Genomic DNA, 21,777 nt, shown 5'->3' with positions numbered 1-21,777 from the left:
CCTATTGCTCTATCAGTTGCGCCAACTTGCCAGGTACTCCGCTAATCGAGCCTGCCCCCATGGTCATCACGACGTCGCCGTCGCGCGCGATGTTCAGAATCGACGCCGGCATATCGTTGATGTCTTCTACAAATACCAGCTCGGCCATGCCGGCAACCCGCAAGGCGTGCGCCAGAGCGCGACCATCGGCCGCCACGATCGGCGCTTCGCCGGCGGCATACACCTCCGCCAGCACCAGCACGTCAACCGTCGACAGTACTTTTACAAAATCTTCAAACAGATCGCGGGTACGGGTGTAACGATGCGGCTGGAATACCAGCACCAGACGGCGTCCCGGATAGGCGCCGCGCGCTGCGGAAATCGTCGCCGCGGTTTCTACCGGATGATGGCCGTAATCGTCGACCAGCGCGAATTCACCGTTTGGCTTGCCTGCGGCATCCTGTAGTTTGATCTCGCCGTAGCGCGTGAAGCGGCGGCCAACGCCGTTAAATTCTGTCAGCGCTTGCTGAATCGCTGTGTCTGCGACGCCAAGCTCGCGCGCAATCGCAATCGCCGCGCAAGCGTTCTGGACATTGTGCATGCCCGGCTGATTCAGGCTGATCGGCATTGCCGCAAAACCTTTTTGAATCACCGTGAATTGCATGTGGCCACCCACTGCCTTGGCATCGATCGCGCGCACATCAGCATCTTCATGGAATCCGTAGGTAGTAATCAGCTTGGAAATCTGCGGCATGATTTCGCGCACATTGGCATCATCCATGCACAACACCGCCACGCCATAAAATGGCAGGCGCTGGGTAAATTCGACAAAGGCCTGCTTCAGTTTGTTGAAATCGTGATCATAGGTATCCATATGATCCGCATCGATATTGGTGATGACCTCAATCACTGGCGACAGATTCAGGAACGAAGCGTCCGATTCATCGGCTTCGGCCACGATAAAGTCGCCGGAACCCAGTTTGGCGTTAGCACCGGCACTGGTGAGGCGGCCGCCGATCACAAAAGTCGGATCCAGGCCGCCTTGCGCCAGCACACTCGCCACCAGGCTGGTGGTGGTGGTCTTGCCGTGCGTCCCGGCAATCGCGATGCCGCGCTTGAGGCGCATCAACTCTGCCAGCATGACTGCGCGTGGCACGATGGGAATATGCTTTTCACGCGCAGCAACTACTTCCGGGTTATCCGCTTGCACCGCTGTCGAAGTGACAATCGCATGTGCCTGGTCGATATTTGCCGCCGCATGACCTTTGCTGATTTTGGCGCCCAGGCTTACCAATCGCCGGGTAGCCGCATTGCTGCCGAGATCGGAGCCAGAGATCGTATAACCGAGATTCAACAGCACCTCTGCGATGCCGCTCATGCCGCTGCCGCCGATACCTACAAAATGGATATTCTTAACTTTATGTTTCATACGTCACCTGCTAATTCTTCAAGAACCTGCGCGATCGCCTGATTGGCATCGCGCCGGCCGTTTTCATATGCTGCCTGCGCCATCGTTTGGCAGTCCTGACGCGAGATCCGCGTCAACAACGCGGCCAGGCGCTCTTTGCTTAAGTCGGTTTGCGGTAAATGAATCGCCGCTTTCTGTGTCGCCATCCAGCGTGCATTGTCACGCTGGTGCGAAGTGGTCGATGCCACCAGCGGCACCAGTACGCTGGCGACGCCGGCTGCGGTCAGTTCCGACACCGTGATCGCCCCGGCCCGGCAAATCACCAGATCGGCATCGGCATAACGGCGCGGCATATCGTCGATAAACGCCACGACCTCTGCCGTTACACCCGCCGCTGCGTAGGCGCTACGCAAGGCATCGATATGCTGTTTGCCGGATTGATGCGTGACGCTTGGCCGCAAATCGGCCGGTATCAAAGCCAGGGCTGCCGGCAAACAATCGTTGAGCGCCTTGGCGCCCAGGCTGCCGCCCACCACCAGCAGACGCAACGGGCCGATGCGGCCGCTATAACGTTCTGCCGGCAACGGCAACGCCAGGATTTCCTTGCGTACCGGATTGCCGGTGACCAGTGCTTTGCTCGCCGCACGTCCGAAATCTGCCGGAAAGCCGAACAACACACGTTGCGCCAGCGGCGTCAGGGTCTTGTTCGATAACAGCAAAGCCGCATCGGCATTCACCAGCACCAACGGCACGCCGCGCAGACGCGCCATTGCTCCGCCCGGCACTGTCACATAACCGCCCATGCCCAACACTACATCGGCCTGGCGCCGGCCCAGGATACGGAAGCATGCAGGAAAACTCAGCAACATGCGCCAGGCGCCGCCCAACGTATGCGCCAAACCTTTGCCGCGCAAGCCGGAAAAAGTAATCTTGTCCATCTCGATGCCATGCTGCGGCACCAGATCGCACTCCATGCCATGGGTGGTGCCTAGCCAACTCACTTGCCAGCCGCGCGCGCGCATGGTGTCGGCAATCGCCAGGCCTGGGAATATGTGACCGCCGGTTCCTGCCGCCATGATTAGCAAGCGTTTTGCGTTGTTTTTGCTGGAGTTCATGCCCGGCCTCCGCGCATCAGAACCCGATTCTCGTAATCGATACGCAGCAAGATCGCCAAACCGATGCAATTGATCAGCACCCCGGAACCACCATAGCTCATCAGCGGCAAGGTCAAGCCCTTGGTCGGCAGCAAGCCCAGATTGACGCCCATGTTGATGAAAGTCTGGACGCCGATCCAGATGCCGATGCCCTTGGCGGTCAGGCCGGCGAAAGTCTGATCCATGGCGATCGCCTGGCGGCCGATTTCAAACGCGCGCTTGATGATCCAGTAAAACAGCATGACCACCACCAGCACGCCGGCAAATCCCAGTTCTTCGCCAATCACGGCAAGCAAGAAGTCGGTATGCGCTTCCGGCAGATAGTGCAATTTTTCGACGCTGGCGCCCAAGCCGACGCCAAACAACTCGCCGCGCCCGAATGCAATCAGCGAATGCGACAACTGGTAAGCCTTGCCTAGGGCATTTTCTTCCGCCCATGGATTCAGATAAGCAAATATCCGCTCGCGCCGCCATGGCGACAACCAGATCACCAAAGTAAACATGCCGGCCAGCATGGCGCCTATGCCGCCGAACCAGATGCCGTTAATCCCGCCCAAAAACAAAATTCCCATGGCGATGCAAACGATCACACCAAGCGCGCCCAAATCCGGTTCCAGCATCAACAACAGACCGACCAGCCCGACTGCGGCAGTCATCGGCAAGAACCCTTTGGTCAGCTTGTGCATCACTTCCTGTTTGCGCACCGTGTAGTTGGCTGCGTACAAGACGATGAACAGCTTCATCAATTCCGACGGTTGCAAATTGAACACCCGGAACGACAGCCAGCGCTTGGCGCCGTTGACGCCGCGCCCCAATCCGGGCACCAGCACCATGGCCAGCAAGATCAGGGTAATCACGAACAGATACGGCGCCCAGCGCTGCCAGGTCGCAATCGGGATACGGAACGTCACCAATCCCGCAACCAGCGAGACGCAGATAAAGATCGCCTGCCGAATCAGGAAATGGGCATTCGTGTAATTCGCATACTTGGGCGAATCCGGCAGTGCGATCGAAGCCGAATACACCATCACCAACCCGAACAGCATCAGCAATACGACCACCCATACCAGCGGCTGGTCGTACTCCATCATTTTCGAACGCTGGACGCCAGGTTTCTGGCTGTCGAGCGTGCGCGCCCGCGACGGCGCACTGGCCGCAGGCTTGGCTGAAAATGATGGAAAGGCGAATTTCATAGTCCGACCTCACCGCGCGACAGAGCCAGTTCACGTACCGCATCGACGAATACCTGCGCCCGATGGGCGTAATTGCGGAACATGTCGAGACTGGCGCAGGCCGGCGACAGCAACACGGCATCGCCGGGATGCGCCAGCTCGGCAGCGCGCGTTACGGCCTCTTCCAGCGTGGTGCAGGTAATGATGTCGAGACCGGCAGCATGGCTTTCCACTGCGGCGCGAATTGCAGGTCCATCGCGACCGATCAACAGCAGTGCGCGGCCATAAGCGGCCAGCGGCGCGGCGAGCGGTGCGAAGTCCTGCCCTTTGCCATCGCCACCTGCGATCAGCAACAACCGGCTGGCATTACCGTCGCCATCGGAACCGCGCCCCAATCCGTTCAAGGCCGCCACCGTGGCGCCAACATTGGTGCCTTTGCTGTCGTCGTAATATTCAACGCCGCCAATCGTCGTCACCAACTCGACCCGATGCGGCTCGCCGTGGTACTCGCGCAAACCATGCAGCAATGGCGCAAATGGCAAGTCAATCGCGCGGCACAATGCCAATGCGGCCAGCGCGTTGGCCGCATTGTGGCGGCCACGAATCCGTAAGGCGTCAGCCGGCATCAAGCGTTTGACTGAAACCGGCAACAGGGCAAGTTGTTCTTTCTTGCTGCGCCGTTTCTCTACTCGTTCTTCTTCGTCGCCTGGCACAGCTACCGACAGCCATTGCATGCCGTTATCGCTGACCAGACCAAAACAATCGCCTTCAATCGGCTCGTCAAAACCAAAACTGATACTGTTACCAGTCTTGAATTGCATCGTCAGAGGATCGTCACGATTCAGCACTCGTACGGTATTGGCACTGAAAATGCGCGCCTTGTCGGCCACATAGGATTCCATGTCGCCGTGCCAGTCCAGGTGATCCTGGGTGATGTTCAGGATGGTCGCGGCATCAGCATGCAGGTTGCAGGTTGCATGCAATTGGAAACTGGACAGTTCCAGCACCCAGACTTGCGGCAAGACGTCTTTCTCCAGTGCACTGCGCAATACATCCAGCGCAGCCGGGCTGATGTTACCCGCCACCTGCACCGTCAAGCCGGCGCGTTCGCACAGCAAACCGGTCAGGCTGGTGACAGTGGTTTTGCCATTGGTACCGGTGATGGCAATCACTTTCGGTGTATAGGCGTGACTCTCACGCAATGTCGCCAGGGCTTGCGCAAACACTTCGATTTCGCCCCACACCGGAATGTCGCGGTCGGTCGACGCGGACTGGATATCTTTCAGCTCACGGTTCGGCGCCAGGCCCGGGCTGGTCACAACAAAGTCGATGCCATCGAGCAGGCTGGCAGCGAAACCGCCGCCCTCGCCAGAGGCGATGAATTCCACTGCCGGGATTGCCTGTTGCAACAACGGCAGCCGTTCCGGCGCACTGCGCGTATCGGCCACGCGCACGGTCGCACCGCAATGTGCCAGCCACAATGCGGATGCCAGGCCCGATTCTCCGAGCCCTAATACCAGAACATGTTTACCCGTATAGTCCATTACCGCTTACTTTCTTCCTAAACACTACCTGAGCTTCAGCGTTGAAAGTCCAAACAACACCAGCATCATCGAGATGATCCAGAAACGCACCACGACCTGCGTTTCTTTCCAGCCTTTTTGTTCATAGTGATGGTGCAACGGCGCCATCAGCAACACGCGGCGGCCAACGCCGAAACGCTTCTTCGTATACTTGAAGTAGATTACCTGCAACATGACCGATAAAGTTTCGACCACGAAAATACCACCCATAATGAACAGCACGATTTCCTGGCGCACGATCACCGCCACAGTACCGAGTGCGCCGCCCAAAGCCAGTGCGCCGACGTCGCCCATGAATACCTGGGCCGGATAGGCGTTGTACCAAAGGAAAGCGAGTCCGGCGCCGGCCATCGCGCCGCAGAAAATCAACAGTTCACCGGCGCCGGGAATATGCGGGATCAGCAGATATTTGGCAAACGTCACGTTACCGGTCAAATAAGCGAATAGTCCGAGCGCCGCTCCAACCATCACGGTCGGCATGATCGCCAGGCCATCCAGGCCATCGGTCAGGTTGACGGCGTTGCTGGTGCCGACGATGACGAAATAGGTCAACGCCATGAATCCCCAGACACCCAGCGGATAACTGACAGTCTTGAAAAACGGTACGATCAGGTCGGCCTTCGGCGGCAGATCCAGGCTGAAACCGGATTCGACCCAGGCCACGAACAAGTCCCAAACCTGGGTATTGTTCGGCGCCGATACCGAGAACGCCAGGTAAATCGCCGCCACCACGCCAATCACGGATTGCCAGAAATACTTCTCGCGCGAACGCATGCCGTTCGGATCCTTGTAGACCACCTTACGATAATCGTCGACCCAGCCGATGGTGCCGAAACCCAGCGTGACCACCAGTACGATCCAGACGAAACGGTTACTCAGGTCGCTCCACAGCAAAGTCGAAATGCCGATTGCAATCAGGATCAGCACGCCACCCATCGTCGGCGTGCCGGATTTGATCAAATGCGTTTGCGGGCCGTCGGTACGCACCGCTTGCCCGACTTTCAGGCGCGCCAGCATCCGGATCACGCCAGGCCCCGCGATCAAGCCGATCATCAACGCCGTCAACGTCGCGAACACCGCGCGGAAGGTGATGAAGTTGAAGACGCGCAGGAAACTGAAATCCTGCTGGAAATTTTGTGCCAGCCATAGCAGCATGTTAGTGAACCCCTTCAGAACTTGTACCGACCAGATGCTGAACAGCACGTTCCATTTTCATGAAACGCGACCCTTTGATCAGCACCGTGGTGTCCGGTGTCATGGTGGCATCGAGCGCGGCTAGCAACGCTGCGATGTCGTTGAAATGTTGTGCTTGCGGACCGAAGGCGACACTAGCGTCGACCGCCATGTCGCCCAGCGTGAATAAGCGGGTAATGCCGCGTTGCTTGGCGTAGGCACCGATCTCCCGATGGAATTCGCATCCTTCGTTGCCGACTTCGCCCATATCGCCCAGCACCAGCAAACGTGGCTCGGCGGTCTGCGCCAGCACATCGATTGCCGCCCTCATCGAATCCGGATTGGCGTTATAGGTGTCGTCGATCACCAGCGCGCCGGCACAACCGGCGGTTTGCGCCAATTTGCGCTGCAGACGGCCACTGACCGGTGCGAACGATTCCAGGCCACGCTTGATCGCCGCGATGTCGATGCCGATCGCCAGGGTGCAAGCGATGGCTGCTAGAGCGTTGCGTACGTTATGCTCACCGGCGGCGGACAGCTGCACGGCAAATTTTTGCAAACCTGCTGCAGTCGCAGCGGTGATCGTCAAATCGCTGCCGAAACCATTCGCCGCTTTGGTGTAACTGGCGCTGACATCGGCGTCAGGTGTGAGGCCGAAGCTGATGCTGCCCGCCTTGTCGGCGGCATAACCACGCCATAACTCTGTATACGGATCATCTGCCGGGAACACGGCAATACCGCTGGCCGACAAGCCACGGATCACGTTGCCGTTTTCTTCGGCAACCGCCGCTACGCTCGCCATGAACTCCTGATGCTCGCGCTGTGCATTGTTGACCAGCGCCACTGTCGGTTCGGCAAGCGCCGTGAGCAGCGCAATTTCACCGGGATGGTTCATGCCCAGCTCAATCACGGCGGCCTGATGACCGGCCTCAAGCCGCAGCAAGGTCAGTGGAACGCCAATTTCGTTATTGAAATTGCCGCGCGTCGCCAGCGATTTATCAATACCAAAAGCCGCGACCAGGATCGCGGCAATCATTTCTTTTACAGTGGTCTTGCCGTTACTGCCGGTGACGGCAATCAACGGCAGCGTAAATTGCTGCCGCCAGCGTTGCCCGATCGTGCCAAGCGCAATCCGAGTGTCATCCACCAGCAATGCCGGTACAGTAAGTGTTGCTGGCGCGCGTTCCACCACTACCGCTGCAGCGCCTTGAGCAACTACCTGATCGAGAAAATCGTGAGCGTCGAAACGCTCGCCACGCAATGCGACAAACAGCGAACCTGGCGTCACCGCGCGGCTATCCGTGGACAGACCATTCACCGCGACCTGGCTGCCAGCGCCAACGACAGGTAATCCCAGCCACGATTGCAATTGCTGCAATGAGGTGTTCATGCGTGGCCGCCTTTCATCGTGGCCCGTGCGGCAAGCGCCAGCGCGGTATGGTCGGCATCTAAAAACGGCAATTTCTTTCCCTTTATTTCTTGATATGTTTCATGACCTTTACCTGCCAGCAAGACCACATCTGCCTTGCCCGCGTGCCGCACCGCCCACAGAATCGCGGCAGCGCGATCTTCCAGCGCCTGCGCGGCCTGCGGCGCTTTCATCCCGGCCAGAATCTGACTGATGATGACGCCCGGTTCCTCGTTGCGGGGATTGTCGCTGGTGACGATGACGTGATCTGCAAGTTCTGCGATAGCACCCATCTGCGGCCGCTTGCCAGGATCGCGATCGCCGCCGCAACCGAATACGCACCACAATTCGCCGTTGCGTTGCTGCGTGACTTGGCGAAGGGTATTCAAGGTTTTTTCCAGCGCATCAGGCGTATGTGCATAATCGATAACTATCAGCGGCGCATCATGCCCGCCGAACTGCTGCATTCGACCCGGCACGGCAACCAACAGTTCAATCGCGTGCACCGCGACATCCCAGGCAACACCCCTGGCCAGCAACACGCCTAGAATGCCAAGTGCATTGCTGACATTGAATTGCCCTACCAGCTGCGTCTTGACATGGGCCGAGCCGAACGGTGAATCGAGGTGGAATGCGGTGCCGTTTGCGTTGGTGCGGATCGCCGAAGCGCGCAACACCGAAACGCCAACGGGCGCTGTCAGCGCCTCGCAGGTATAGCCGATCACCGGAACGGCTGGTTGCTTTTGCGCCAAATGACTCACCAGGCGCAAGCCCATGGCATCGTCGAGATTGATCACGGCTTGTTGCAATCCCGGCCAATCGAACAATATGCGTTTTGCGGCTTCGTAATGCTGTTCGTCACCGTGGTAATCCAGATGATCGCGCGTGAAATTGGTGAACAAGGCAATGTCGACATGCATGCCGCTCATGCGCCCTTGTTCCAGACCGATCGAAGATGCTTCAATCGCCAGAGCTGCTACACCTTGTTGACGCATCTCGCTCAGCGCATGTTGCAATAACATTGCATCTGGCGTGGTATTGCCGGTTTCTTCGAATTCACCGCGCTGGCCATGGCTATATATTCCCGTGCCCAGAGTTCCGATAACACCGGTAGTCTGGCCCAGGTGCGACAGCGCGTGCCCCAGCCATTGGGTGCACGATGTCTTGCCATTGGTGCCGGTAACGGCAACCACCAGCATGTCTTTGTCTGCTTGCCGGTAATAAGTATGGGCGATCTGGCCGCTAAGCTGCTTGAGTCCGCTTACCGCGCGATGGGGAATGCTCCCGTTCCATGCGGCATCCCAGGTAAATTTTTCACTCTCGTACAGCACCGCGACTGCACCGTTTTTCAGCGCTTGCGCAATATAGGCGCGACCGTCCGCTGCATCGCCTGGATAAGCAAAAAACACGTCGCCGGTCTTTACCTTGCGTGAGTCCGACACCAGTTCAGCGCCAGCCGAGGTAACGCTGCTGAGCCACTGCTGGATGTCTTGTAATTGCTTTGCCGTGGATTTCATCACAAGCCCTCCTGCGGACCGTCGGTCGGGATGATGATGTCGGTGACGCTGGAATCCGGCGGCACGTTCAGTGCCCGCAAGGCGTTAGCGGCAACCGTTGCGAACACCGGCGCCGCGACGTCACCACCGAAGTGCGAACCGACAGACGGCTCGTCAACCATGACCGCAATAATCAGGCGCGGATCGGAAGCCGGTGCGAAGCCGACGAAATCGGCAATGTATTTTTTGACATATTTACCGCCTTCAATCTTATAGGCGGTACCGGTTTTTCCACCTACCCGATAGCCGGGGACTTGTGCTTTCGGCGCGGTGCCGCCTGGCGCGGTGACGCGCTCCAGCATCGCGCGCATGGTCAGCGCGGTCTTTTCCGAAACCACTCGCTGGCCGACTGGAGGCTCGGTGACTTTCTGGAATGACAGCGGGATCAGGTCGCCGTTGCGCGCAAAAATCGTATAGGCATGGGCCATCTGGATCAGGGATACCGAGATACCATGACCGTAGCTCATGGTCGCCTGCTCAATCGGCCGCCATGATTTGAAAGGGCGCACACGACCGGCGACGGCGCCAGGGAAGCCGAATTTCGGTTGCTGTCCAAGACCGACGGTAGTGAACATCTCCCACATTTCTTCAGCCGGCATCTGCAGCGCTATCTTGGCGGTGCCGATATTCGATGACTTCTGGATAATCTGGGCGACGCTCATGGTCCACACCGGATGCGGATGGGAATCGCCTACGGTCGCAGTGCCAATGGTCATTTTGTCCGGCACCTGAAAAGTCGTAGTCGCCTGGACCCGATTGGTGTCGAGCGCGAGCGCAACGGTGAACGGTTTCAAGGTTGAGCCAGGCTCGAAGGTATCGGTCATCACCCGATTGCGCAGCTGTGCGCCGGTCAGCACCGAGCGGTCGTTCGGGTTATAGCTGGGCAGATTTGCCAATGCCAGCACCTCACCGGTCCGCGCATCAACCACGACGATACCGCCGGCCTTGGCCTTGGTTCGCTCCACCGCTTCCTTCAACTGGGTGAAAGCGATGTACTGGATCTTGCTGTCGATCGACAACACCAGGTCCTTGCCGTCATGCGGTTCCTTGACCGCCTCGATATCCTCGACAATGCGCCCGAGCCGATCTTTGATCACGCGGCGGCTGCCAGTGGTGCCGGCCAGGGTTTTCTGCTGTGACAGTTCCATGCCGTCCTGGCCGGCATCTTCCACATTGGTGAACCCGACCACGTGCGCCGCCACCTCGCCTTCCGGATAGAAACGCTTATATTCCTTGCGGGTTTCGATACCCTCGATGCCGAGCTTGATGATCTTGTCGGAAATGTCTTGCTCGACCTGGCGCTTGAGGTAGACAAAATTGCGGTCGGAGTCGAGTTTCTTGCTCAATTCGGCGTAGCTCATGTCGAGCAGTTTTGCCAAGGCTTGCAACTTCTCTGGCGGTGCAGCCTGCACGTCGTCAGGAATCGCCCAGATTGCCTTGACCGGCACCGACGACGCCAGCACCTGGCCGTTGCGATCGGTAATCTTGCCGCGCGTGGCCGGCAACTCCAGCGTACGCGCATAGCGCGAAGCGCCCTGCTTTTGCAGAAAATCGGTGGAGATCCCTTGCAACCACAGCGCCCGCACGATCAGCGCCAGGAAGGCCGCGAACATGGCGAACAGCACCACCCGCGAGCGCCATACCGGCAGCTTGACTTTCAGCATCGGACTGGCGGAAAACGGCACGCCTTTGCCAGCGGCAATCCGTCCTGTGTGTGAACTGCGCGGGGGATTGCGCGTCATTTTTCCCCCACCGTCAGATATTGGGTACGGGCGGCAGTCAGCGGCACCATGTTCAAGTCACGCGTAGCGCTGGCTTCAATCCTGGCGTTCTTGCCCAGCGTCGACTGATCGAGCTGCAATTGCGCCCACTCGATATCCAGCTGGCGTGACTGGCTAGCGGCCCGTTCCAGTTCGATGAATAGCTGACGCGCCTGGTATTGTGAATTAACCAGCGCCAATGCGCACAGCACCAGGGCCAAGGCGAGGACGAAATTGAGGCGCCCGCTCATGCCTGGCCTCCGGTGGCAGTAGAAGTTCCGGCAGCGGCCAGACGCTCGCCGACCCGCATGATGGCAGAACGCGCGCGCGGATTTTCAGCGACTTCAGCGTCCGATGGCTTGACCCTCGCCACCAGTTTCAACTCCGGCTGCGGCAGATCGACGGCACGAATCGGCAGGCGACGGTCGGGCTGCGGCAGCCTGGCTTTGGAAGCCATGAACTGCTTGACGATCCGGTCTTCCAGCGAATGAAAGCTGATCACGACTAATCTCCCTTGCTGGGCCATCTGCCGAAATGCCTGATCCAGTACTATCTCGAGTTCTTCAAGCTCTTGATTGATGAAAATCCGAATAGCCTGAAAGGTACGGGTGGCCGGGTCTTTACCTTTCTCACGGGTCTTGACGGCGTTTGCCACGATCTTGGCAAGCTGTCGTGTGCCAGTGATGGGCTCGATTGTCCGGCTAGCAACAATCGCCTTTGCAATCTGAACAGCAAACCGTTCTTCCCCATAATCACGTACCACCTTTCCGATTGTTTGTTCATCTGCTATTGCCAACCATGCTGCTGCCGACATGCCACGCGTCGTATCCATGCGCATGTCGAGCGGGCCGTCAGCACGAAAGCTGAAACCCCGGCTGGCATCATCCACCTGCGGTGACGAGATGCCCAGATCAAGCAGCACGCCGTCAACTTGTTGAATTCCTCTTTCCTGCAACGCCTGCGCCATCGTCGCGAAGCTGTCGTGCACAATCTCGAAACGCGGATCGGCGATCGTACTTGCGGTGGCGATGGCCTGCGGATCCTTGTCGAAGGCGATCAGGCGACCGCGCGGCCCCAGGCTCTGCAAGATCTTGCGGCTATGCCCGCCACGACCGAAAGTACCGTCAACGTAAATGCCATCCGCACGCGTACCGACAATCGCCAACGCATCGACCGCCTCATCCAATAACACGGTGCGGTGCTGGAACTCGGGCACCACTGGTTCACTCATGGCCGGCCCGTCAGAACGAAAAATTGCTTAACACTTCGGGCATGCCAGCCGCAACTGCTTGCGACTCGCTTTCAGCCAGCTTGGCTGCATCCCAAATCTCGAAATGGCTTCCCATGCCTAGCAACATGACTTCGCGCGTCAAGCCGACCGCCGAGCGCAGCTCCGGCGCCACCAGAATCCGGCCAGCGGAATCGAGCTCGACATCGGAGGCGTTGCCAAGGAAAATGCGCTGCCAGGCACGCGCCGACATCGGCCATGCCGCGATTTGCTCGCGATGGCTCTCCCAGGTCGGGCGCGGAAATAACAACAGGCAGCCATGCGGGTGCTTGGTGAGCGTCAACCGCCCCTCACACTGAACGGTGAGCGCGTCACGATGCTTGGATGGCACTGCCATCCGTCCTTTTGCATCGAGATTTAATGCTGACGCACCTTGAAACACCGCACACGCTCCTTAATTTGACCTTGGAAAATTGTCTTTGCAAGCAAGTAAATTGCCCCACAAAAAAACACTTTTCCACACTTCCACCCACTTTAGAGGATGCACTATTCTAGGTCAAGCCATTTAGCAACAGGCAATTACAAAATATCCGAGTAAAGTCAATGACTTAGCGCCGGTATTTAATGATGCGCCGAGAATGTTCTTACATTGAATTACTAAATAAATGAAGGACTTAGCAGCAGTTGTAAATGTCAGCTCTTAGATATACACATGTGTTTGTCACGACTTTACTGAAACAAAGATTCACAATTGGAAAAGTCTTCGGATCAACAAAATGAGACAAATCACAGATAAAGCAGGGAGTAGGCGGCTTGATAATGCGGAATAACCTGCTGCAGATGACGAAATAGTATTAATTCTTACTGTAACAATAGAAAACAATCCTGAATAATGCACTGAAATCGGGAGCGGAAGCGAGAGCAGAAGCGCATCGAATCAAGCTACGCTTCAATTATCCGATCAGCCGGCCACCGCGTACCCGCAAACCCTTCTTGGCCAGATCCGGCGCCAGCGCACTCAGATGCGCCAGCGTATCGCCGCTGTGCGCATGACAAATCGCGACCGCCAGCGCGTCGGCCGCATCGGTGCCCGGCAGCCCGGGTAACTGCAACAACCGCTGCACCATATCTTGCACCTGCTGCTTTTGCGCCTTGCCATGGCCGGCGACCGCTTGTTTGATCTGCAGAGCGGTATATTCGGCGACCGGCAAATCTGCGCTCACTAACGCACAAATCGCTGCGCCACGAGCTTGCCCGAGCAACAGCGTCGATTGGGGGTTAACGTTGACGAAGACTTTTTCGATCGCCGAGCAATCCGGTGCATAGGTGCGGATGACTTCGGACACGCTGGCCAGAATCACCTTGAGGCGTTGCGGCAAATCCGCGTCCGGGGTCTTGATGGTGCCCGAGGCAACGTAGCTGAGCTTGTTGCCCTGCTTGTCGATGATGCCAAAACCGGTGGTCCGCAGACCGGGGTCGATACCGAGGATTTTCATATAACCAAACGATGACCGAAGCGCTTCGCCGTGGCAAGCACGAAGCGCCGGTCGTTGCTACTTAGTGACGGAAGTGACGAGTACCGGTTAGCAGCATGACGACGCCATGCTCATCGGCTGCATCGATTACTTCCTGGTCGCGCATTGAGCCGCCCGGCTGCACTACGCAAGTAGCGCCGGCATTGACCACCACATCCAGACCGTCGCGGAACGGGAAAAACGCATCCGAAGCCACCGCCGAACCAACCAGCGACAAACCGGCGTTTTGCGCCTTGATCGAGGCGATGCGGGCAGAATCCACACGGCTCATCTGGCCGGCGCCGACACCCAGCGTCATGCCATTGCCGCAAAACACGATAGCGTTGGACTTGACGAACTTGGCGACGCGCCAGGCAAACATCAGATCCTGCAATTGCTGTTGGGTCGGCTGCTTCTTGCTGACCACTTTCAGCTCGCTCAGGGCGACATTGCGCGCATCCGGCGATTGCACCAGCAAACCACCGCCGACGCGCTTGAAATCATACTGATTGATGTCATGGTCCAGCGGAATTTCCAGCAAGCGCACATTCTGCTTGGCGGCAAAAACCTGCTTGGCTTGTTCAGTGAAAGATGGTGCGATGATCACTTCGACGAATTGCTTGGCAACCGCTTCGGCGGCATTGCCGTCGAGCTCTTGATTAAAGGCGATGATGCCGCCAAACGCTGAAGTCGGATCGGTTTGCAAGGCTTTGCTATACGCTTCCAGCGGATTATTGCCGATGGCGACGCCGCAAGGGTTGGCATGCTTGATGATGACGCAAGCGGTTTCGTTGAAAGTCTTGACGCATTCCCACGCTGCATCAGCGTCGGCAATATTGTTGTACGACAGCTCTTTGCCTTGTAGCTGCTTGTAGTTGGCCAGAGCGCCTTCGACATGCCGGGTATCGCGGTAAAACGCTGCCGACTGGTGCGGATTCTCACCGTAACGCATTTCCTGTACTTTTTCGAAATGCAGGTTCAATGTCGCCGGATAGGCGCTGCGGGTTTCGTGTTGCTTGTCTTCGCCCAGCGAAGTGAAGTAATTGGTTATCGCGCCATCATATTGGGCGGTATGCGCAAACACCTTCTTGGCCAGCGCAAATTTGGCGCCGTAACCGACTTCACCCTGATTCGCCTTCAGCTCAGCCAGCACGCCGGCGTAATCGCTCGGATCGCACAGCACGATCACATCTTTATGATTCTTGGCTGACGAGCGCAACATTGCCGGACCGCCGATATCGATATTCTCGATCGCGTCCTCCAGCGAGCACTGCTCCTTGGCGATGGTTTGCTGGAACGGGTAGAGATTGACGACCACCATGTCGATCATCGGAATCTGATGTTGCTCCAACGCCGCCATATGCTCGGGGAAATCACGGCGCGCCAGGATACCGCCATGTACTTTCGGATGCAAGGTCTTGACACGGCCGTCGAGCATTTCCGGGAAACCGGTGTAATCCGCCACTTCGGTCACCTTGATGCCGTTGTCAGCCAGCAGTTTTGCGGTGCCGCCCGTCGACAGGATATTCACGCCCAGCGCCGACAATTCTTTTGCAAAATCAAGTATCCCGGTTTTATCGGATACGGAAATGAGGGCTTGTTTAATCATGATGAAAACTCTGGAAGTGAATGACAGGAAGGGAAACGGATAAAGGAAACAGACAAATACCGCATGTCGAGGAAAGCGCTGCATCCCTGGAAGGGAACCGCAACCTGCCGCCAGCATGTTGATTCTGTTGCCTGCTGATGCGGCGTCGCTCAGTTAATTATGGAAACTGCGTACCGGAACTGTCCCTACGGTTTTTACAAATTTACAAAAGACCATGCTGCTGCAATTTCTTGCGCAGGGTATTGCGATTAATGCCCAACATTTCAGCCGCATGCGACTGATTACCTTCGGCGCGCGCGATCACAGCTTCCAAAACCGGTTTTTCAACCGTGGAAATCACCATGTCGTAGACGTTCGACGGCGGTTGTTCGCCAAGATCCTTGAAATATTTTTCCAGGCTTTGCTTGACGACGTCTTGGATACTTTCTTTGCTCATTCGTTTTACTGTTCTTTTTTTTTAGGACCTGCGTAATTCCGTCAGCGGCGTTTCAACAGCTAGCTGATGCAATCGTGGCAAGCCTTTTTTTGTTAATCTGATTCAGGCCGCCAGCATCTGCTCGGCCACCCCGTATTGTAACCGCTCCCCAAACGCAAACTGCGATTCGAAGAAGCTATTTACTGCGGCCAGTTGCTGGCCGCAATCTTCCAGCAGGTTCATGCGTTGCCGAAATACCTCTCCACCAGGCAAATCGCGCACGTACCAGCCGATATGCTTGCGGGCGGTACGCACCCCCAAGTAATCCCCATAAAATCCATAGTGCGCACGCAGATGTTCATCCATCAGGTGTTGTACTTCCGTCACCAGCGGCGCCGGCAAATAGTCGCCGGTACGCAAATAATGTTCGATCTCGCGGAAAATCCATGGCCGGCCTTGCGCTGCACGGCCCACCATGATGGCGTCAGCCTTGGTGAACGCCAGCACCTGCCGCGCTTTTTCCGGGGTTGTGATATCGCCGTTGGCGACCACCGGGATCGACACTGCGGCCTTGACTGCGGCAATAGTCTGGTATTCCGCGTCGCCGCTATAACCGTCGGCCCGGGTACGTCCATGCAGAGTCAACATGGCAATGCCGCTAGCTTCTGCCAGCCGGGCAATATTCAAAGCGTTTTTATTCAAGCGGTCCCAACCGGTGCGGAATTTCAGCGTCACCGGCACGTCGACCGCGTTAACTACCGTTTCCAGAATTTTTGCCACCAATTGCTCATCTTGCAACAAAGCAGAACCGCACCAGCTGTTGCAGACTTTCTTGACCGGGCATCCCATGTTGATATCGATGATTTGCGCACCGTGATCGACGTTGTATTTTGCGCACTCGGCCAGCATCTGCGGATCGGCGCCGGCGATCTGCACCGCGCGCGGCTCCATCTCGCCATCGTGATTGATGCGGCGTGAGGTTTTCTCGGTCTGCCACAGACGCGGATTGGAGGCGGCCATTTCCGACACCGCATAGCCGGCGCCCAGCTCTTTGCAAAGCTGCCGGAACGGTCTGTCCGTGACACCTGCCATAGGTGCCACAAAGACATTGTTACGAAGGAAATAAGGGCCAATATTCACGGCGTCGTCGCTAGCTCAGGATAAAATCACAAGGGGAAAGGCGTCATTTTATCCCGATTGCCACCACACGCGGGTTTTTGCACATATCAAAGTTCGTCTTCGGACAAGGTATTGGAGCTGCGCAGATGCTGGATGGCGTAATGAATCAACTCGTCCAGTCCGCGGCCGTCCGCGCCATAAGTGGCAACCCCTATCGATAAAGCGAGCCGGATCGACCAGTTTTCAATATTCACCGGATGATTCTTGAAATGGGCGAGAAACGTCTCTGCCAGGTTGTCCGCATCTACCGTATCGGTGGCCGGCAACACGTACAGGAATTCGGTGGCGTTCCAGCGCCCGCCGCTATCTGTCTTGCGCAACTGTGCGCCGGTATCTTTGGCAAACGCCGCCAGGATATTGTCGGCTACCGCCCAGCCATACAGATCGTTGATCTTGTGGAAATCGTCCAGTTGGCAATACAGGATCGACAAAGGCGACGCCTCCTCAGCCGCAGTCGTGGCGGTAGCGGCTACCGCCTCTTCGTAGACATGCACGATACGGCGCCGTGTCAGCAAGCCGGTCAGCGAATCGAGCTGCGCCTGGCGGGTGAGCAAATGCGACAAATTGGATTGCTTCCAGATCACTTCGCAAACATGGCCAAACGCCTGAAACGAAGCAAACCCGGTTTCTGAAAAATAATCCTGGCTATCCGCATAAAACACCATCATGCCGTGCATGCGAGCCTTTTCCGAGCGCAGCGGTATGGCTAGCGCGGCCTTGACAGAACAGCGCTCCGGGTGCGATTGCCATGGCGCAAACAGCGCGTGGAAATCACTGTCGTGGCCAGCATCCCAATCCGCAACCTGGGTAAACGGCGCCGCGTAATCAAAACAATCCTTGGATAACTGCCATTGATCAGACTCGCCCAGCGCCTTGCCGACAATCGCTGCCGGCCTGATCGTGGCGTCCGAGTCGTCCTGGCAAAATCCCACCCATACCAGCCGGATATGCGGGCTGGCAGGCAAAATCATTTGGCACAGGCGCTTTACGCTTTCGCGGCCGCTATAGGCTTGAGGTAAGGTTTGCAACAGTTGATGCAGCACGCCAACCAGCGCCAGCTGCTCGTCATTCAGTGACGGGCCAGCCAAGGGCATGGTCGTGGCCGATTTCCCCGTGGTCCCTTCGACCAATGGCTCAGGGTCAGCGGCACGCTGAGCCCAGGAGGGAAAGAGATTGAGTTTCATGCTTGCAGTCCCGCTGTTGTTTTAATTCTTATCAGCAAGATTAGCACAAGCACACTGCTTTTATCGCAACAGTTTTTGCAGATGCTTAGACAGATTAATAGCGATTATTTGATCTTGCAGTTGAGCACCAACATAAGCATGAGCACAATAATTTCCGCTTGGCAACAAACATTTTGTTGATCGGCTTATTACCCGATTTATTGCTCAACTTATTACTTGGCTTAATGCGCGGTCATTGATCAATTTCATCCAGCGACAAAGTCTCCAGATGCGCCACATCTGCCCATGCATCCACCCGCAGCGGCTGCGGCCACTCAGGGTTCCATCTCAGGCGATTGATGCTGGCATTAAAAATATCGCAACTGCGCGGCTGGTCCAGCGGCAGTTTGTGCGCAAAACGGTAAATGCAATCGAGTACGCCGCCATGCGTCACGATTGCAATCCGCCGCGCATCGCCAGAACCTGACAAATTGCGCACATCGAGCAAAGCCGTCAAAGTCGCGACAACGCGCGCGGAGAATTCGCGCATGGTTTCCGCCACATGCTTGCCAGCGGGATAACGCACATCGATATCGCGTCCCTTCAACGCCGCGTAGGCCTCAGGAAAGCGTTCGGCTGCTTCCGGGTAACGCAAACCTTCCAGCGCGCCGTAACAACGTTCACGCAATCCGGCTGCGAGCTGCAGTTTCATACTGCGCGCCGCAGCCAATGGCGCAGCGGTTTGCTGCGCGCGCTGCAGGTCGCTGCAGAAAATCGCATCCAGCGCGACGCCATCCAGGCTGGCAGCCAGTGCCTCGGCCTGTCGCTGGCCGACAGGATTGAGCTGGATGTCCAGATGGCCTTGCAAACGGCGCTCCAGATTCCAGTCGGTTTCGCCGTGGCGTATCAGTAATATTTCAGTAGTCGACATAAGTTTTCTGCAAAGCCTGCCAATGCTTACAAAGCGGGATTCAAAGTGTAAATGGTGACGATAGATTCTTCCGCCAGAATGTGGCCGCGCATAGCTGCCAGCACTTGCGGTCCGGTGAATTTGCCATCAACCGGCAGACGCCCGATATCCAATGCGTACAAAGTAAAAATATAACGATGCACGACCTCGTCATTCCATGGCGGGCATGGGCCGTCGTAGCCGAAATAGTCGCCGCTCATCGCTGCATCGCCGGCAAACCAGCCGGTGTAGTCATTCAAGCCATGACGCGCGCCGGCAATCGGACTGCCATAGATGTCAGGACCTGGCTTGCCATGGGAGGTGACCCTGTCGCTGAAACTCCCGGCTTCGATCGAGGCGGCATGCGGTGGCAGGTCGACCAGCACCCAATGAAAGAAATCGACGCGCGGCAGATCGGCCGGCACGATCTTGCCTTCCTGGTTGACATCGTCGCCGCGCGACGGCACATCGGGATCATGGCAAATCAGCGCCAGCGATTGTGTGCCGGCCGGCGGTTCGCCCCAGCCCAGATGCGGGTTGTGGTTGGCTGACAACGTGATGTGAGTCTCGGGATTCACCACTGCGAAAGCGAATTCGCCGGGGATATAGGCACCGTCGTTGAATGAATGGCTCCAGAGTTTCATGGTCAAGCTCCCATCGGTAAAGTTATCAGGCTACAGCAAAACAGACTTATGTTTTAGGCGCCGGCGGTTTTACCTGCAACCAGAAAGTCACCGGACCGTCATTGGTCAAGGACACTTTCATGTCGGCGCCAAAGCGGCCGGTAGCCACCTGGGCGTGCCGGCTGGCAGCTTGCCCTGCGAAATAATCGAACAGACGGCGGCCTTCTTCCGGCGTCGCCGCCGGTGTGAACGAGGGGCGCGTACCTGATTGCGTGTCCGCCGCCAGCGTAAATTGCGGCACCAGCAGCAAGCCGCCGCCAATGTCGCTCAGGCTGCGGTTCATCTTGCCGGCGTCGTCGGCAAACACCCGGTAAGCCAGCAACTTGGCCAGCAGCGCATCCGCTTCTTTTTCGCGGTCTCCGCGTTCAGCGCACAGCAGTACCAGCAAGCCGCCATCGATGGCGCCGACCGTTGCGCCATCCACCACTACGCTGGCATGGCTGACTCGCTGCAACAGCCCGATCATGCGCTCAGGGTGACCCGGGCAAACTTGCGCTTGCCGACTTGTATCACGAAGGTAGCCGCTTCAACTTTCAAGCCTTTGTCGCTGACCACGGCACCGTCGATCCGCACACCGCCCTGCTCCACCATGCGCAGTGCTTCCGAGGTGGACGGGCACAGGTTGGCTTGCTTCAGCAACTGGCCGATACCCAGCGGCGCGCCGCTCAGGCTCAGTTCCGGAATATCGTCCGGAATGCCACCCTTGGCGCGATTGTTGAAGTCACTCAAGGCATCTTCCGCCGCCTGCTGGTTGTGGAAGCGCGCCACGATTTCTTGCGCCAGCGCAACCTTGATATCACGTGGATTCTGCCCGCCTTCGACTTGCGCCTTGTAGCCGGCGATCTGCGCCAGCGACTTGAACGACAACAACTCGTAATAACGCCACATCATGACATCGGAAATGCTCATCACCTTGGCAAACATGGTGTTGGCCGGTTCCGTGATACCGATGTAGTTACCCTTCGATTTCGACATCTTCTCGACGCCGTCCAGGCCTTCCAGCAAAGGCATGGTCAGGATACATTGCGGCTCCTGGCCGTAATCCTTCTGCAGCTCGCGACCGACCAGCAGATTGAATTTCTGATCGGTGCCGCCCAGTTCCAGATCTGACTCCAACGCCACCGAATCGTAGCCCTGCATCAGCGGATACAGCAGCTCGTGTACTGAAATCGGGGTGCCGGCCTTGAAACGCTTGGTGAAATCTTCGCGCTCCAGGATCCGCGCCACCGTATATTTAGCCGACAGCTGAATCATGCCGCGCGCGCCGAGCTTGTCCGACCATTCCGAGTTGTAGCGGATTTCGGTACGGGCCGGATCTAGCACCAGGCTGGCTTGGGCAAAATAAGTCTTGGCGTTTTCTTCGATCTGCTCGCGGGTCAGCGGCGGCCGCGTCACATTGCGTCCGGACGGATCGCCGATCATGGAAGTGAAGTCGCCGATCAGGAAAATCACGTTGTGTCCCAGATCCTGCAGTTGCCGCATCTTGTTCAGCACCACCGTATGGCCGAGGTGCAAATCCGGCGCGGTCGGATCCAGGCCCAATTTGATACGCAGTGGCTTGCCACTTTGTTCGGAGCGCTGCAGCTTGCGCGCAAAGTCACTCTCGATCAGCAGTTCGTCGACGCCGCGCTTGGTGATCGCCAGTGCTTCCCGGGTCCGGTCCGACAGAACCAGTGGAGTGTTTTCAACAGCAGCGGCTGCCTTCGGTGACGTATTTTGAGAATCGTGAGCCATATAGGGAATAAGGGAATAAAAATCCAGCGAAAATGAAATCTAAAAAATTGCGCTTGTGCCTGCACGGAACGGCTGTAACGAGAGGAAATATAGAGCAATTACAAAGGGTT

General features: G+C 57.3%; 20 protein-coding genes. All 20 read right to left on the bottom strand.

Annotated elements, in window-relative coordinates; all coding sequences use genetic code 11:
* Position 1: 1 nt before the first annotated feature.
* The 20 genes from murC to tyrS all read right to left on the bottom strand — a co-directional run bounded on the left by murC (position 2) and on the right by tyrS (position 21,667).
* Positions 2 to 1,408 (bottom strand): UDP-N-acetylmuramate--L-alanine ligase, encoded by a 1,407-nt coding sequence (gene murC, locus BM205_RS13210; RefSeq protein WP_092415161.1) that lies wholly within the window; start codon positions 1,406 to 1,408, stop codon positions 2 to 4.
* The gene (gene murG / locus BM205_RS13205) at positions 1,405 to 2,502 is read right to left on the bottom strand and encodes an undecaprenyldiphospho-muramoylpentapeptide beta-N-acetylglucosaminyltransferase (RefSeq protein ID WP_092415159.1); all 1,098 of its coding nucleotides are present in this window, start codon (positions 2,500 to 2,502) and stop codon (positions 1,405 to 1,407) included. Before murG ends, murC begins: the two co-directional genes overlap by 4 nt.
* Positions 2,499 to 3,734 (bottom strand): putative lipid II flippase FtsW, encoded by a 1,236-nt coding sequence (ftsW, locus tag BM205_RS13200; protein ID WP_092415157.1) that lies wholly within the window; start codon positions 3,732 to 3,734, stop codon positions 2,499 to 2,501. The genes murG and ftsW overlap by 4 nt, the downstream gene beginning before the upstream one ends.
* Positions 3,731 to 5,257 carry a UDP-N-acetylmuramoyl-L-alanine--D-glutamate ligase gene (murD, locus tag BM205_RS13195; RefSeq protein ID WP_092415156.1) on the bottom strand — a complete coding sequence of 509 codons (1,527 nt, stop codon included), beginning with the start codon at positions 5,255 to 5,257 and terminating at the stop codon, positions 3,731 to 3,733. The genes ftsW and murD overlap by 4 nt, the downstream gene beginning before the upstream one ends.
* 24 nt (positions 5,258 to 5,281) lie before the next feature.
* Positions 5,282 to 6,451 carry a phospho-N-acetylmuramoyl-pentapeptide-transferase gene (mraY, locus tag BM205_RS13190; protein ID WP_092415154.1) on the bottom strand — a complete coding sequence of 390 codons (1,170 nt, stop codon included), beginning with the start codon at positions 6,449 to 6,451 and terminating at the stop codon, positions 5,282 to 5,284.
* 1 nt (position 6,452) lies between these two features.
* Positions 6,453 to 7,859 (bottom strand): UDP-N-acetylmuramoyl-tripeptide--D-alanyl-D-alanine ligase, encoded by a 1,407-nt coding sequence (gene murF, locus BM205_RS13185; RefSeq protein WP_092415152.1) that lies wholly within the window; start codon positions 7,857 to 7,859, stop codon positions 6,453 to 6,455.
* Positions 7,856 to 9,394, bottom strand: coding sequence for a UDP-N-acetylmuramoyl-L-alanyl-D-glutamate--2,6-diaminopimelate ligase (locus BM205_RS13180; RefSeq protein WP_092415150.1), 1,539 nt, complete (start codon positions 9,392 to 9,394; stop codon positions 7,856 to 7,858). The genes murF and BM205_RS13180 overlap by 4 nt, the downstream gene beginning before the upstream one ends.
* On the bottom strand, positions 9,394 to 11,175 hold the full coding sequence (locus BM205_RS13175) for a peptidoglycan D,D-transpeptidase FtsI family protein (RefSeq protein ID WP_092415148.1): 1,782 nt from the start codon (positions 11,173 to 11,175) through the stop codon (positions 9,394 to 9,396). Before BM205_RS13175 ends, BM205_RS13180 begins: the two co-directional genes overlap by 1 nt.
* Positions 11,172 to 11,444 (bottom strand): cell division protein FtsL, encoded by a 273-nt coding sequence (ftsL, locus tag BM205_RS13170; protein ID WP_092415146.1) that lies wholly within the window; start codon positions 11,442 to 11,444, stop codon positions 11,172 to 11,174. The genes BM205_RS13175 and ftsL overlap by 4 nt, the downstream gene beginning before the upstream one ends.
* Positions 11,441 to 12,424 (bottom strand): 16S rRNA (cytosine(1402)-N(4))-methyltransferase RsmH, encoded by a 984-nt coding sequence (rsmH, locus tag BM205_RS13165; protein ID WP_092415144.1) that lies wholly within the window; start codon positions 12,422 to 12,424, stop codon positions 11,441 to 11,443. The genes ftsL and rsmH overlap by 4 nt, the downstream gene beginning before the upstream one ends.
* 10 nt (positions 12,425 to 12,434) lie before the next feature.
* Positions 12,435 to 12,863 carry a division/cell wall cluster transcriptional repressor MraZ gene (gene mraZ, locus BM205_RS13160; RefSeq protein ID WP_061534628.1) on the bottom strand — a complete coding sequence of 143 codons (429 nt, stop codon included), beginning with the start codon at positions 12,861 to 12,863 and terminating at the stop codon, positions 12,435 to 12,437.
* A gap of 511 nt (positions 12,864 to 13,374) precedes the next feature.
* Positions 13,375 to 13,917: a crossover junction endodeoxyribonuclease RuvC gene (gene ruvC, locus BM205_RS13155; protein WP_092415142.1), complete on the bottom strand. Its 543-nt coding sequence runs from the start codon at positions 13,915 to 13,917 to the stop codon at positions 13,375 to 13,377.
* Between the two features lie 61 nt (positions 13,918 to 13,978).
* Complete coding sequence (gene purH, locus BM205_RS13150) at positions 13,979 to 15,544, bottom strand: bifunctional phosphoribosylaminoimidazolecarboxamide formyltransferase/IMP cyclohydrolase (protein WP_092415456.1); 1,566 nt, start codon at positions 15,542 to 15,544, stop codon at positions 13,979 to 13,981.
* Positions 15,545 to 15,746: 202 nt separating this feature from the next.
* Positions 15,747 to 15,980, bottom strand: coding sequence for a Fis family transcriptional regulator (locus BM205_RS13145; protein ID WP_014007929.1), 234 nt, complete (start codon positions 15,978 to 15,980; stop codon positions 15,747 to 15,749).
* Positions 15,981 to 16,082: 102 nt separating this feature from the next.
* A complete protein-coding gene (gene dusB, locus BM205_RS13140) occupies positions 16,083 to 17,099 on the bottom strand; it encodes a tRNA dihydrouridine synthase DusB (protein ID WP_092415140.1) in 1,017 nt (338 codons plus the stop codon).
* An 86-nt stretch (positions 17,100 to 17,185) separates the two neighbouring features.
* The gene (locus BM205_RS13135; protein WP_092415138.1) at positions 17,186 to 18,322 is read right to left on the bottom strand and encodes a GGDEF domain-containing protein; all 1,137 of its coding nucleotides are present in this window, start codon (positions 18,320 to 18,322) and stop codon (positions 17,186 to 17,188) included.
* A 232-nt stretch (positions 18,323 to 18,554) separates the two neighbouring features.
* Complete coding sequence (locus BM205_RS13130; RefSeq protein WP_092415137.1) at positions 18,555 to 19,232, bottom strand: histidine phosphatase family protein; 678 nt, start codon at positions 19,230 to 19,232, stop codon at positions 18,555 to 18,557.
* Positions 19,233 to 19,258: 26 nt separating this feature from the next.
* A complete protein-coding gene (locus tag BM205_RS13125; protein ID WP_092415135.1) occupies positions 19,259 to 19,894 on the bottom strand; it encodes a YbhB/YbcL family Raf kinase inhibitor-like protein in 636 nt (211 codons plus the stop codon).
* Between the two features lie 46 nt (positions 19,895 to 19,940).
* Positions 19,941 to 20,399: a D-aminoacyl-tRNA deacylase gene (gene dtd, locus BM205_RS13120; RefSeq protein WP_092415133.1), complete on the bottom strand. Its 459-nt coding sequence runs from the start codon at positions 20,397 to 20,399 to the stop codon at positions 19,941 to 19,943.
* Complete coding sequence (gene tyrS, locus BM205_RS13115) at positions 20,396 to 21,667, bottom strand: tyrosine--tRNA ligase (protein ID WP_092415131.1); 1,272 nt, start codon at positions 21,665 to 21,667, stop codon at positions 20,396 to 20,398. Before tyrS ends, dtd begins: the two co-directional genes overlap by 4 nt.
* Positions 21,668 to 21,777: the final 110 nt, after the last annotated feature.

Origin of the sequence: Collimonas sp. OK307, assembly GCF_900113705.1 — a bacterium.
In the GTDB taxonomy this organism is placed as follows: Bacteria; Pseudomonadota; Gammaproteobacteria; order Burkholderiales; family Burkholderiaceae_D; genus Collimonas.
Note: the sequence above shows the minus strand (reverse complement) of the source record. Positions and strands in the feature narration are given on the sequence as shown.

Bases quoted from the DNA above. Each gene is read 5' to 3' on its own strand.
- murC (WP_092415161.1), bottom strand. From the start codon at position 1,408: ATGAAACATAAAGTTAAGAATATCCATTTTGTAGGTATCGGCGGCAGC.
- murG (WP_092415159.1), bottom strand. From the start codon at position 2,502: ATGAACTCCAGCAAAAACAACGCAAAACGCTTGCTAATCATGGCGGCA.
- ftsW (WP_092415157.1), bottom strand. From the start codon at position 3,734: ATGAAATTCGCCTTTCCATCATTTTCAGCCAAGCCTGCGGCCAGTGCG.
- murD (WP_092415156.1), bottom strand. From the start codon at position 5,257: ATGGACTATACGGGTAAACATGTTCTGGTATTAGGGCTCGGAGAATCG.
- mraY (WP_092415154.1), bottom strand. From the start codon at position 6,451: ATGCTGCTATGGCTGGCACAAAATTTCCAGCAGGATTTCAGTTTCCTG.
- murF (WP_092415152.1), bottom strand. From the start codon at position 7,859: ATGAACACCTCATTGCAGCAATTGCAATCGTGGCTGGGATTACCTGTC.
- BM205_RS13180 (WP_092415150.1), bottom strand. From the start codon at position 9,394: ATGAAATCCACGGCAAAGCAATTACAAGACATCCAGCAGTGGCTCAGC.
- BM205_RS13175 (WP_092415148.1), bottom strand. From the start codon at position 11,175: ATGACGCGCAATCCCCCGCGCAGTTCACACACAGGACGGATTGCCGCT.
- ftsL (WP_092415146.1), bottom strand. From the start codon at position 11,444: ATGAGCGGGCGCCTCAATTTCGTCCTCGCCTTGGCCCTGGTGCTGTGC.
- rsmH (WP_092415144.1), bottom strand. From the start codon at position 12,424: ATGAGTGAACCAGTGGTGCCCGAGTTCCAGCACCGCACCGTGTTATTG.
- ruvC (WP_092415142.1), bottom strand. From the start codon at position 13,917: ATGAAAATCCTCGGTATCGACCCCGGTCTGCGGACCACCGGTTTTGGC.
- purH (WP_092415456.1), bottom strand. From the start codon at position 15,544: ATGATTAAACAAGCCCTCATTTCCGTATCCGATAAAACCGGGATACTT.
- BM205_RS13145 (WP_014007929.1), bottom strand. From the start codon at position 15,980: ATGAGCAAAGAAAGTATCCAAGACGTCGTCAAGCAAAGCCTGGAAAAA.
- BM205_RS13135 (WP_092415138.1), bottom strand. From the start codon at position 18,322: ATGAAACTCAATCTCTTTCCCTCCTGGGCTCAGCGTGCCGCTGACCCT.
- BM205_RS13130 (WP_092415137.1), bottom strand. From the start codon at position 19,232: ATGTCGACTACTGAAATATTACTGATACGCCACGGCGAAACCGACTGG.
- BM205_RS13125 (WP_092415135.1), bottom strand. From the start codon at position 19,894: ATGAAACTCTGGAGCCATTCATTCAACGACGGTGCCTATATCCCCGGC.
- dtd (WP_092415133.1), bottom strand. From the start codon at position 20,399: ATGATCGGGCTGTTGCAGCGAGTCAGCCATGCCAGCGTAGTGGTGGAT.
- tyrS (WP_092415131.1), bottom strand. From the start codon at position 21,667: ATGGCTCACGATTCTCAAAATACGTCACCGAAGGCAGCCGCTGCTGTT.